Source organism: Cryobacterium sp. 10I5 (genome assembly GCF_035019865.1).
Taxonomy (GTDB): domain Bacteria; phylum Actinomycetota; class Actinomycetes; order Actinomycetales; family Microbacteriaceae; genus Cryobacterium; species Cryobacterium breve_A.
Genome location: NZ_JASJVI010000097.1, coordinates 1 through 12,945, shown reverse-complemented (window position 1 = coordinate 12,945; position 12,945 = coordinate 1). Strand labels below are relative to the sequence as shown.

At 69.2% G+C, this 12,945-nt stretch carries 6 protein-coding genes; 2 read left to right on the top strand and 4 right to left on the bottom strand.

The window, feature by feature from the left end:
- Positions 1-323 precede the first annotated feature (323 nt).
- From QN350_RS17050 to QN350_RS17040, 3 genes are all read right to left on the bottom strand, one after another.
- Complete coding sequence (locus QN350_RS17050; protein ID WP_416347742.1) at positions 324-5,357, bottom strand: ExeM/NucH family extracellular endonuclease; 5,034 nt, start codon at positions 5,355-5,357, stop codon at positions 324-326.
- A gap of 354 nt (positions 5,358-5,711) precedes the next feature.
- Positions 5,712-6,224, bottom strand: coding sequence for an amino-acid N-acetyltransferase (locus QN350_RS17045; RefSeq protein WP_322138741.1), 513 nt, complete (start codon positions 6,222-6,224; stop codon positions 5,712-5,714).
- Positions 6,225-6,244: 20 nt separating this feature from the next.
- Positions 6,245-8,770, bottom strand: a complete 2,526-nt coding sequence (locus QN350_RS17040) for an ATP-dependent Clp protease ATP-binding subunit (protein WP_322138740.1) — start codon at positions 8,768-8,770, stop codon at positions 6,245-6,247.
- Positions 8,771-8,977: 207 nt separating this feature from the next.
- Between QN350_RS17040 and QN350_RS17035 the strand changes: the two genes are divergently transcribed.
- Positions 8,978-10,201 (top strand): AI-2E family transporter, encoded by a 1,224-nt coding sequence (locus QN350_RS17035; protein WP_323503707.1) that lies wholly within the window; start codon positions 8,978-8,980, stop codon positions 10,199-10,201.
- A 109-nt stretch (positions 10,202-10,310) separates the two neighbouring features.
- Here QN350_RS17035 and QN350_RS17030 read toward each other — a convergent pair whose 3' ends face one another.
- Positions 10,311-11,666 (bottom strand): amidohydrolase, encoded by a 1,356-nt coding sequence (locus QN350_RS17030; RefSeq protein ID WP_323503708.1) that lies wholly within the window; start codon positions 11,664-11,666, stop codon positions 10,311-10,313.
- Positions 11,667-11,791: 125 nt separating this feature from the next.
- Between QN350_RS17030 and QN350_RS17025 the strand changes: the two genes are divergently transcribed.
- Positions 11,792-12,945, top strand: a 1,154-nt coding sequence (locus QN350_RS17025) for a pirin family protein (RefSeq protein WP_416347741.1), incomplete at its 3' end; no start/stop codon positions are given.

The following is a 12,945-nucleotide window of genomic DNA, read 5'->3' as shown; positions in this document are numbered from 1 at the left end:
GGGGCGGGCTGGCCACTGCCGGATCCCGGGCGCACCACGATCAGCACGATGATGACTATCACGAAGAGCAGGCCAAGACCCACGATGAGGCGGCGGCGCCAGTAGACCTTGCTTGACTGGGGGCCGACCGGATGTTTGATCGTCGACATGCCCCAAGGCTAACCAGCTTTGCCCGGCAGCCCCGGGAATGGAGTGCGTGTCGGCGACGATTGCCGGTCGTGGCAGGAGCCGCGGTTGCCTGTGACCAACAACGAGAACGCCGCCCCGCAGAGAGACGGTTCAGGTCTCCCTGCGCGGCGGCGCGAGGTGGGGATGCTGCCGGGCTAGCCGATGAAGCCCGCAAGCTGATCCGCTATCGCAGCGCCCACGACGTCAGTGTTCCCGAGCACCACGATTCTGGCCGGATGCAGGCGGGTGAGTTCGGCCTGCACGGCCGCCGGGATGCCGTCCGTCCGCACCAGGAGAACAGGCGCGCCATCCTTTGCCGCAGCCGCAGCACCGGACAACGCATCCGGGAACGCCCCGCCACTGGCGATGTACACCACCGGAACCCCCGGAGCGAAACTCGCCGCCGACACTGCAGCCGACGTCTCGAACCGGTCGGCCCCCGCGAGCCGCGTCACGGTCCCGGACGTCGAGTCCTCAAGCGCCGTGGCCACCGCATCGTTCACCGAGACCGAACTACCCAGGACGACGATCCGGCCGGGCTGCAGGCGAGTGAGTTCGGCCTGCACGGCCGCCGGGATGCCGTCCGTCCGCACCAGGAGAACAGGCGCACCATCCTTCGCCGCTGCCGCAGCACCGGACAACGCATCCGGGAACGCACCGCCACGGGCGATGTACACCACCGGAACCCCCGGAGCGAAACTCGCCGCCGACACCGCAGCCGACGTCTCGAACCGGTCGGCCCCCGCGAGCCGCGTCACGGGAGGCGTGAGCGCAGTGACGGTGAGGGCGACCCGCACCATGGTTCCCGACTCCTTGGCCGTCAGTTCGAGCACGCTCGCGGCCGCGGCATCCGCCGGGACAGTGAACGTGACGGTTGCCGTGCCGGTGGCGTCGACGGGGGTGGTCCCGAGGTTCACCGTGCTGCCCCTCAGGCCCAGCGCCAGTTCGGTGTTCTTCGGTGCGCCGAGCGAGGTCAGGTTGAGGCCAGACACGTTCAGACTCACCGAGTCGCCCGGCGAGACGGCCGTGGTCGCGGCGCCGGAGACGGATGCCTGGCGGGCCGCGGAGGACGGAGCCAGCGGGCTGTGCTCGGTGAGGTAGGAGATCCACGCATCCCGGTCGACGAGGCCCGAATCGCGCGTTCCCGCACCCTGGGTGAATTCCCGGAAGTTGTCACCGCCCGTGATCAGGAAGTTGAACGACCCGATCCGGTAGGAGTGCGCCGGGTCGATCGCCTGTCCGTCGATCCAGATCCCGGTGATGCGATCGCCTTCGGCGCGGCTCGCATCGAAGGTGTAGTCAACGTTGTCCGAGAGTCCGAGCTGCAGGAAGGGCCTGCTCGGCACAGCACCGGCCGCATCGCGCTGCCACTGCTGCTCGAGCACGGTCTTGAACTGCGCCCCGGTCAGGCTGGTCGTCCAGAGGTTGTTCAGGAACGGCAGCACCGCATTGGCCTCGGCGTAGCTGACGACGCCGTCCGGGGCCTGGCTGAGGTCCGCACGCATACCGCCCGGGTTGACGACGCCGATTTCGGCGCCGCCCGTGACCGGGTCGGCGAGGGAGTCGCGCAGCGAGTTGGCGACGAGCGTGCCGAGAGTGGATGCCGCGGCACGGTTCTCGACGCAGGGAGCGACGCCACCGGCGCAGGCCCGGGTCACATCGGCGGTCACGGACCCGATCGGCTGGTTGCCGATCGTGGCGGCCTGGGCGAGCGCGGCATCCGTGATCGTCTTCACGGCCGCGGCCCGCGGGTAGGCGGCCGTGAGGGTGGCGTCTGCGGCCGTCGACCGCTTGACGTTCTGGTTCTTGACCGTGGTGGTGAGGCCGGTCGCCGGGTCGAAGCTCAACACGATCTGACCGATGTTCTCGCCGTAGCTGCCCGTCTGCAGCACCGGGCGGGTGACGCCGGCGGCCGCATCAGGGACCTGGGCGTCCCAGGCGTACTGCTTGTGGGTGTGGCCGGTCAGGATCGCGTCGACCGTCGGCGCTGTCTGCGTGACGATCTGCGCGAACGCGGTGTCGGTGAGCGCGAGCTCGGTGTCGAGTGTCGCGCCGTCCGGGGCTCCGGCGCCGGCGCCCTCGTGGTATTCGGCGATGAGCACATCGGCCTCGCCGTTGGCGGGATTGCCGTCGCTGAGCTGGGCAGCGACCCGGTTCACTGCGGCGACCGGATCACCGAAGCTCAGGGTGGCGATGCCGTTCGGGGAGACGAGAGACGGGGTCTCCTCGGTGACGGCGCCGATCACGGCGACCGTGACGCCCGCGACGTCCTGGAGCGAATACTCCGGCAGGGCCGGCGTCTCCGTGCCGAGCTGGTACACGTTGGCGCCGAGGTAGTCGAAATCGGCGGCCGTGCTGACGCGGCCGGTGAGGTCGGCGAGTCCCTGGTCGAACTCGTGGTTGCCCACGGCGGATGCCTTCAGGCCGAGCGCGTTGAGGACCTCGATCGTGGGCTGGTCCTTCTGCGAGGCGGATGCGAAGAGCGAGGCGCCGATGTTGTCGCCGTCGGACAGGAACAGGGTCGCCGCGTCGCCGTATTCGGCCTTGAGCTGCTCGACCGTTCCGGCGAATTTGACGGTGTTGGCGTCGATCCGGCCATGGAAGTCGTTGATGTTGAGCAGGTTGATGTCGACCTTGGCCGCACTCGCGAGCTTCAGCCCGACGACCGCGGGGTCGTGGTCCGAGGAACGGAAGGCGTCGGCGCGGTAGAAGTCGGTGACGTTGTTGTTGTACCGGCTGTACTCGAGGGCGACGGACTCGACCGAGTTGATGTTCCAGACGTCGACGTCCGTGACGGCGGCGTTGGCCTCCGGCGAGGCGAAGACGTGGTCGAGCGAACCGACGGCTCCCCCGAACGCGTAGGTGTACTCGCCCGACTTGGTTTCCTGGCTGAGGTACCCGGCGTCCGTGATGACCTTGATCGGGTCTTCCTGGTCATACGCGTTGAAGTCTCCTGTGAGGAAGACCCTGCTGATGCCGGTATCGGTCTTGAGCGTGTCGGCGAAGCCGACGAGGGCCGTCGCCTGGTTGACCCTGGACGCATTCGAGGCGCCCTGGCCGTCGCCCTGGTCGGCGTCGACGCCCGTTCCGGAGCCCTTCGACTTGAAGTGGTTCACGATTGCGAGGAAGGAACTCCCGGTGTCACCGACCAGCCGGAATGCCTGGGCGAGAGGCTGGCGGGCGTTGGCGAAGGCGGGGGCGTCGAGGATGCTGGAGCTTCCGACGGTCTCGACGGCCGCTGTCTTGTAGATGAAGCCGGTGCGGATCACGTCCTCGCTCGCGGGGAGGGCGGCCGGTGACGGCACGAAGGCCCAGACCGCGCTCCCCGCGGCCGTGTTGAGGGCGTCGACGAGGGTGGACAGGGCCGCGTCGCGGTCCTTGCCGAAGCGGGCCGAGTTCTCGATCTCCTCGAGGGTGACGACCTGGGCGCCGAGGGCGTTGATCGCGGTCACGATCTTCGCCTGCTGGCGGCCGAGGCTCACTGCTGTTGCGGCACCGCGGGCGTCACAGCCGCTGTTGACGGTGATCGGCGTCCCGGCGCGGTCGGAGTAGTACGTGCAGCCGGTGAGGGAGTCGCCGGTGGTCGGGAAATAGTTGAGCACGTTGAACGTGGCCAGGCGGATGTCTCCGCCGACGGCACGCGGGGCATCCGTGCGGGTGTTGGCGAAGGTCGCCGGCTGGACGGCCGCCGCGGTCGCCGGCACGAGCTCGGCGGTCGGCTGGAGCTTCCAGGTGCTGTTGCGGAAGTCGAAGATGACCGGCTTGGTGAAGGTCACTGCTGCGCCGATGCGCACGGGGCTGTCGGTGGAGAGGTACGGGACCGGCTTGGCTTTGTTGGCCGTGGCGAGGTAGTTCGTCGTGGCGCCGTCGTCGAGGGTGACGGCGCGGGCGGCGTTGGCGGCGACCGCGGCGGTGTATTCGGCGGTTCCCGGACGGGCGGTGGCCGTGGGCGTCACGAGGGCGGTGGTCCCGGCGGCGAGACCGATTTCGCCGTACTGGTTCGTCGAGTAGTTGTTCGTGACGGTGAACGCGCCCTGAGGGGCGAGGAGCATTCCCTCGAAGGGTTCGCGGGCGGCATCCGTCGTGGGGAGCGTCACTGTTGCGGGCTGTGGGGCCACGATCCCGGTCTTGTCGAGCGTGACGAGGTCGGCGGGCGCGGCGAGGGTGAGCTCGGTGAGCCCGAAGTATTCGGTGACAGCCCCGGTGACCGAGACGTAGTCGCCGATGCTGACGGGCGCGGCGACAGTGCCGGTGTACACGAAGACCGCGTCGGAGGCGGTGTGCGTCGCCGGGTCGATGGCGCCGCCGGTGCCTGCCGTCTGCAGGGAGAAGCCGGCGAGGCCGCCGGTCGGGTAGGCGGCCGTGACGACGCCGAGGGTCGTGACGGTCGTGCCGACCAACTCGCTCGCCGCACCGGTGCCCTGGATCGCACTGATCGGGATGTCAGCGACCGGCGGGGCGGTCGGGGTCGCGGTCGGGGCCGTAGTCGCGGTTGCCGTCGGGGTTGGGCTTGGGGTCGGGGTGTCCGTTGCGGTCGGCGTCGGCGTGGATGCGGTCGCGTTCGTGGGCGTCGGGGCACCGGCGACGAAGTCGGCGGCATTGGAATCGGTGTCGAGCTCACCGGTACGCCCCAGGGACGTCGTGACCGAGGCCGCGGGAGCCGCCGCCGTCTCGAAGGTCGTGGAGGAACCGTAGCCGAGCAGGTCGATGATCGCGGGGTCGTTCACGAGGGAGCCGGTCGCCGGTGCGGTCAGCGCTGTCGCCTGTTTGGCCAGGAAGAGGGTGCCGCCGGATGCCCCGAAGGAGAATGCAAGGGAGGCGTCCGGTGTGGGGAGCACGGCTCCGTTCGCGGCATTCGAGTTGCCCTGGATCAGGTAGTGGCCCTTACCGGGGATCGATCCCGTGAGCGCGAGCAGCCCGGTGGGGTTCGCGGTGCCGGCCGGCGAGCGGTACTGCAGCGACGTCCCGGCGAGGTCCACCGCGGCATCCGTGGGGTTGTACAACTCGACGAACTTGTTAAGGTAGCTCGCACCGGCGCTGCCGCCGTTGAGGTACGCCTCCGAGATCACGATTCCGGTACCGGCGGTGCTTGCCATGGCCGGAACGGCCAGGAGTGAAGCGGCCACGAGGCTCACTCCCACAATAGAGGCGAAAGCCAGCCGGAGACGGCTGCTGTGAGCGGGTGACATGGAACTCCTCGGTGTGCTGGGGGACGAGCACCGTTCGACCAGGGATCGTGGTCACGGGTGCGTTCACGTTCGCGTTCACCGCAAGGCTATGGACTCTCTGTGCGTTCTCAATGACAAGGAGATTAACTCTTTGGAAAGCAGAGTGCTCAACTGGGCACGCAATTCAGATACAAAGTGTCGAGAATCCTCCATCCGCAACTCTCAGTCCGCGGCACCCCGGGCGCGTGGCAGAACCTCGGAATGACCGCAGGAAGGGCCAGCGGAAGGGTCGGCGGAACAAGCGTTCGGACAACCGGCGCACAACCGGCGGACGACCGGAGGGGCGACCGTCGCGGGAAGCGCGAGGGAACGTGGTCAGCCGAGCCGTTTCACCATGCGGGTGTTGCCGAGCGTGTTCGGCTTGACCCTGGCCAGGTCGAGGAATTCGGCGACGCCCTCGTCGTGGGAGCGGACGAGTTCGGCGTAGACGAGCGGGTCGACGGTCTCGGACCCCATGTCGGTGAATCCGTGCCGGGTGAAGAAGGGCACCTCGAAGGTGAGGCAGAACAGGCGGGACAGGCCGAGCTCGCGGGCATCCGCTTCGAGTCGGGCGAGGAGGGCGTGGCCGACGCCGCGGCCGAGCCAGTCTGCGGTGACGGCGAGGGTGCGCACCTCGCCGAGGTCCTCCCACATCACGTGCAGGGCGCCGACGCCGATGAGTTCACCGTGGGTGTCTTCGACGACACGGAATTCCTGGACCGCCTCGTAGAAGACGACGCTCTCCTTGCCGAGCAGGATGCGCTCCTGGACGAGAGGGGCCACCAGGGTCTGGATGCGGGGGACGTCACTCGTGCGCGCTCGGCGGACCGAATACTCCTGCTCCTGCATGTGCTGCGTGCGTCTGGTGCTTAGTCCGTGGCGACCGCGAGGTCGGGCGTGCCCGACCCTGTGCCGAGGGCTGCCGACGCGTTCACGCCGATGGACACGGCCGTGGCTCGCGCCGTCGTGGTGAACACGTATTCGCCGGCGAGGTAGTCGACGTGCACGTGGTCACCCGCGTTGAGCTCGCCCTGCAGGATCTTCTCGGAGAGACGGTCCTCCACCTCGCGCTGGATCGCACGGCGCAGCGGCCGGGCGCCGAGAGCGGGGTCGAAGCCGACCTCGATCAGGTGCTCCTTCGCGGGGATCGTCAGTTCGACGGTCATGTCGCGGTCGAGCAGGCGGTCGCTGAGGCGCTTGATGAACAGGTCCACGATCTGGAGCAGTTCCGGCTTGGTCAGCTGGGGGAACACGATGACCTCGTCGACGCGGTTGAGGAACTCGGGCTTGAAGTGCTTCTTGAGCTCTTCCTTCACCTTGCCGCTCATCCGCTCGTAGCCGGTCGTCGTGTCGCCCGAGAGCTGGAAGCCGACGGGCGAGCTGCTGATGTCCTTGGTGCCGAGGTTCGTGGTCATGATGATCACGGTGTTCTTGAAGTCGATCACGCGACCCTGGCCATCCGTCAACCGGCCCTCTTCCAGAATCTGGAGCAGGGAGTTGAAGATGTCCGGGTGGGCCTTCTCGATCTCGTCGAACAGCACGACGGAGAACGGCTTGCGGCGCACCTTCTCGGTGAGCTGGCCGCCCTCTTCGAAGCCGACGAACCCGGGAGGCGCACCGAACAGGCGCGACACGGTGTGCTTCTCGCCGTACTCGCTCATGTCGAGGGAGATCATGGCGGCCTCGTCATCGAAGAGGAACTCGGCGAGCGCCTTGGCGAGTTCGGTCTTGCCGACGCCGGTGGGGCCGGCGAAGATGAACGAACCGCTCGGGCGCTTCGGGTCCTTGAGTCCGGCACGGGTGCGTCGAATGGTCTTGGCGAGCGCCGAGATGGCCTCTTCCTGACCGATGACGCGCTGGTGCAGGGCCTTCTCCATGAAGACGAGCCGCGAGGACTCCTCCTCGGTGAGCTTGAACACCGGGATACCGGTCGCCTGGGCGAGAACCTCGGCGATCAGGCCCTCGTCGACGACGGCGGTCGTCTTGACGTCGCCGGACTTCCACTTCTTCTCGAGGCGGAGACGCTCGCCGAGGAGGTTCTTCTCCTCGTCGCGCAGGCCGGCGGCCTTCTCGAAGTCCTGGTCCTCGATCGCGGTCTCCTTCGCGGCGCGGACGACGGCGATCTTCTCGTCGAATTCGCGCAGCTCGGGCGGGCTCGACAGGATCGAGAGGCGGAGGCGTGCACCGGCCTCGTCGATCAGGTCGATGGCCTTGTCCGGGAGGAACCGGTCGGAGACGTAACGGTCGGCGAGGTTCGCCGCGGCCACGAGCGCGCCATCGGTGATGGATACCTTGTGGTGCGCCTCGTACCGGTCGCGCAGTCCCTTGAGGATGTTGATGGTGTGGGGAAGGGACGGCTCCGCGACCTGGATCGGCTGGAAGCGGCGCTCGAGCGCGGCATCCTTCTCGAAGTGCTTGCGGTACTCGTCGATCGTGGTCGCACCGATCGTCTGCAGCTCACCGCGGGCGAGGAGCGGCTTGAGGATCGAGGCCGCGTCGATGGCGCCCTCAGCGGCACCGGCACCGACGAGGGTGTGGATCTCGTCGATGAAGATGATGATGTCGCCGCGGGTGCGGATCTCCTTGGTGACCTTCTTCAGGCGCTCCTCGAAGTCGCCGCGGTAGCGGCTGCCGGCGATGAGCGAGCCGAGGTCGAGCGAGTAGAGCTGCTTGTCCTTGAGCGTCTCGGGAACATCGCCCTTGACGATGGCCTGGGCGAGGCCCTCGACGACCGCGGTCTTGCCGACGCCGGGCTCACCGATCAGGACCGGGTTGTTCTTCGATCGTCGGGACAGGATCTGCATGACCCGTTCGATCTCTTTCTCACGACCGATCACGGGGTCGAGCTTGTTCTCGCGTGCGGCCTGGGTGAGGTTGCGGCCGAACTGGTCGAGAATCTGGCTGCCCGCCGGTCCGCTCGCCGTCTCGTTGGCGCCGACCTGGACCTGCTCCTTGCCCTGGTAGCCGGAGAGGAGCTGGATGACCTGCTGGCGCACCCGGTTGAGGTCTGCGCCGAGCTTGACGAGCACCTGAGCGGCGACGCCTTCACCCTCGCGGATGAGGCCGAGCAGGATGTGCTCGGTGCCGATGTAGTTGTGGCCGAGCTGCAGTGCCTCGCGGAGGCTCAGTTCGAGCACCTTCTTGGCGCGCGGCGTGAACGGGATGTGCCCGGTCGGCTGCTGCTGGCCCTGGCCGATGATGTCCTGGACCTGCTCGCGCACGGCGTCGAGCGAAATGCCCAGGCTCTCGAGGGCCTTGGCGGCGACGCCTTCACCCTCGTGGATCAGCCCGAGCAGGATGTGCTCGGTGCCGATGTAGTTGTGGTTGAGCATCTTGGCCTCTTCCTGGGCCAAAACGACGACACGACGAGCTCGGTCGGTAAATCTCTCAAACATGTGATCACTCCCTTGGCACCAGGGGCAGGTGTGGCGCCGATACATCGAGAGTAACGAGGGAAGCCACCAAAGCGCGCCTCTGTTCGCCGCAGGCGTGACGGATGTCTCCACGCGGCCATCCTTGCGGCCTCGCGCAGGGAGGTAATACCCTCATCAGCGGGTCGGTGCGGCAGCCGCACCTGGTCGACGGCGGCGAGAGGCGGCACCATGGACGGCGTGGGCAATCCGCAGGTCCCGGCCCGCGCGAGCAACGGCCTCCCCGCGAAGCGGCCGCACCAGGCGGATGCCCGGAGCCAGGCGTCCCGGCCGCGCGTGACGCCGGGCGTGCGCTGGGGTCGCGGGCCGGCATCCGCTCGGCTGGATGAGCCGGTCTCGGTCACCGCGACGCTGCGCTCTCCCTTCGTCACGGGATTCGTCGGGGCTCTCGGCGTGCTCGCGGCCGTCGTGCTCGGTGTCGCGCTTGCGTCGCTCTCGACGATCCTGATCTCGATCGGCGCCGCCCTGTTCATCGCGCTCGGCCTCGACCCCGTGGTGCGGATGCTCGTCGCGCGGGGCCTGCGCCGCCCGCTCGCCATCGGGCTCGTCTTCGTGGCCCTCACCGTGATCGCCGTGCTGATCGTGCTGCTCGTGTTTCCGGTGTTCGTGCGGCAGATCGTGGCCTTCGCCCAGCTCGCGCCCGGCTACCTGGTCAACCTCGAGCACCAGGACTGGTTCATCTTCTTGTCGGACCAGCTCGGGATCATCGACCTCCCCGCCCTGTTCGAAGGGCTCATCGCGCTCGCGACCGACCCGGCGAGCTGGCTGTTCGTGGGGTCCGGCCTGGTCAGGGTCGGGGTCGGCCTCATCAATGGGGTGACCGGGGCAATGATCGTGCTGATCCTGAGCCTGTACTTCCTCGCGTCTCTCGACGGAATGAAGAAGGCGCTCTATGCGCTGGTGCCGCGCCCGCGCCGGCCGGGCTTCATCGACATCTCCGAGCAGATCACCGGCTCGATCGGCGGCTATGTGAACGGGATGCTGCTCCTCTCGTGCCTGAACTCGGGGCTCGGCCTCGTGGCGATGCTCATCATCGGGGTGCCGTTCGCGGGGGTGCTCGCGATCGTGGTCTTCGCGCTGGCGCTCGTGCCGCTGATCGGCTCGGTGTTCGCCGCGGCGATCGTGGTCGCGGTCGCCCTGCTCGCCTCCCCCGCGACGGCACTCTGGATCGGCCTGTACTACCTCGTGTACCTGCAGATCGAGGCGTACGTGCTCACCCCGCGGGTGATGAACAAGGCGATCGCCGTGCCCGGCTCGCTCGTGGTGATCGGGGCGATCGCCGGCGGGGCACTGCTCGGGATGCTCGGGGCGCTCATCGCGATCCCGGTCACGGCCTCGATCCTGCTGATCATCAAAACGGTCGTCGTGCCCCGGCAGGACCGCGTCCGCGCCTGAGCCCGAGCCCGAGCCCGAGTGTCGCCGTTCGCGCCGACAATCGCCGGTCCACAGGCGACGCTCGGCGGCAGCGGCGACACTCGGCGCTTCCCTCGTGTGCCGGCGGTTCTCAACGGGTGAGGGCGTGGCGAGCGGCGGTGACCATGGCCTCGATGCCGGTCTGGATCGTGGGGTCCTGCACGGGAGCGTAGAACGGCGAGTGGTTGAAGTGCACGTCCTGCATGCGGCCGGCGGCGATCGCGGCCCGGAACGCGGCGGGGTCGCCGCCCCCGGTGAACCAGAAGAACGACGGGCAGCCGGCGCGGGTGCCCCACAGGCCGAAGTCCTCGCTCGGCGCCGCCTGCGGGCCGACCCCCACCCGGCCGGCGCCGAAGCGTTCGGTGAAGAGCCCCGCGAACTCCGCTGTCAGGGCCGGCTCGTTGACCAGGGCGGGCACCGAGAAGGTGACCTCGATCTCCGGCGGGCGCGGCGACCCGGCCGCGGCGCACTCTCCGGTGACGATCCGGGCGATGGCCGCGAGCATCCGCTCACGCACGAGCGGTTCGTAGGTGCGCATGCTGATGCCGAGTTCGGCGGAGTCGGGGATGATGTTCTGCTTGGTGCCGGCGTGCAGGGTGCCGATGGTGAGCACGCCGAAGTCGGCGGCGGCGATCTCGCGCGACACGATCGCCTGGAGGCGCAGCACGACGGATGCCGCGAGCACGACGGGATCGACGGACTGCTCGGGGGTGGACCCGTGTGACCCCGTGCCGTGCAGCACGATGCGGATCGAATCGGCCGCGGTCATGACGCTCCCGGCGCGATAGAGCAGCTCGCCGGCCGGCCACGGGGTGACGTGCTGGCCGAGGGTGATGTCGGGCGTTCCGAAGCGGTCGAAGAAACCGTCGTCGATCATCGCGGCGGCGCCTGCGCCGAGCTCCTCCGCCGGCTGGAACACGAGCTGGAGGGTGCCCGACCAGTCCGCGCGCTGCCCGGCGAGGATCGCGGCGGCGCCGACCAGCCAGGTGGCGTGCATGTCGTGGCCGCAGGCATGCATGACGGGCGACTCCACGCCGTCGACGCCGACCTGGGTGACCGTGCTCGCATACGCCAGCCCGGTCCTCTCCGCGACCGGCAGGGCGTCGAAGTCGGCGCGCAGCAGCACGATGGGCCCGGCGCCGTTGCGCAGGATACCGACGACCCCGGTGCGGCCGACGCCCTCGGTCACCTCATAGCCGAGGGCGCGCAACCGCCCGGCGAGGAGGGCCGCGGTACGGTGCTCGGCAAAGGAAAGCTCGGGGTTCCGGTGCAGGTCCTCGTAGAGCGCGCGAAGCCCCGGGAGCAACTCCTCGATGGCCGCGGCCTGCGCCCCGGCGCCGGCGACGTCGGTGACGGCTTTGGCGGCAGCGGCAGCGCCGGCCGGGGCGGCCGCGTCGGCAGCGGGACCGGGGATCGGCGGCGTCCCCGCGGGGGTCTGATCGGACATGACGGCTCCTGGGCCGAGGGGGTTCGGTGACGCGAGGAGTGCTCGGCAGGTCCATAGTGGCCGCTCCGGGCGCCCTCCGCCAGAGTCTCCACCAATGACCGGGGAGTTGCGCCTAGGCTGCGAGCGTGAGCAACCTCGAACGTGACCCCTCCGAGCTCGTGATCGCCGGCGGCACCGGCGCCGTGGCGACCGCGACTCCCTCCGATTCGGTGGATGCGGGCAGTGCCACCGCTGGTGCGCGGACCGCCCCCGGCCAGACGGCGGATGCCGCAGCTCCGGTGCTCCTGCTGCTCCCGCGCGACGTGCCTCTCGGCGGCCCCCGGGCCATGAACGTGCGCCGCACCCTGCCCCAGCGCGGCCGGTCAACGATCGGGGCGTGGTGTTTCATCGACCACTACGGCCCCGACGAGATCGCACCTCCGGTCGTGCCCGAAACCGCGTCGGGGAACGCCACCGGCACCGGCACGGGCTCGGGCACTCGCGAGGAGGCGACGGGAGGCGTCGCGGACGGCGCCCGGCGTGGCATGGTCGTGCCGCCGCATCCGCACACCGGTCTGCAGACCGTCAGCTGGCTCTTCGAAGGCGAGATCGAGCACCGCGACAGCGCAGGCAGCCACGCCCCGGTGCTCCCCGGCGAGCTCAACCTGATGACCGCGGGGCGCGGCATCAGTCACTCCGAGGTGTCGACGCCCGAGACCCGGGTGCTGCACGGCGTGCAGCTCTGGCTCGCCCTGCCCGAGGAACACCGGCATCAGGCGCCGCACTTCGAGCACCTGAAGATTCCGCAGGCGCCGCTCGGCGGCGGGGCGACCGCGCGAGTGTTCATCGGCGGCCTCGCAGGCGACACCGGTGCCGGTACCGGCCCCCTCGTTTCGGCGGCCCGGGTCTACAGCCCGGTGCTCGGCGCGCAGGTCGATCTTCCGTCCGGTGCCGCGCTCGACCTGGACCTCGACCCCGCATTCGAGCACGGGATACTCGTCGACCGCGGACCGGTGCTCGTCGAGGGCGTGACGCTCGCGCGCAGCGAGCTGGGCTACCTCGCGGAGGGGCGCCGCAGCATCCGCCTGGAAAACCACTCGAGGCACCCGGCCAGGGTGCTGCTGCTCGGCGGCGAACCGTTCACGGAGAAGCTCGTGATGTGGTGGAACTTCATCGGCCGCACACACGAGGAGGTCGTGGCCTGGCGGGCCGAGTGGCAGTCCGAGGTCATCGACGGTGCGGATGCCGCGGGCCGCTTCGGCACCGTCGCCGGCTACCCCGGTCCCGCACTCCCCGCCCC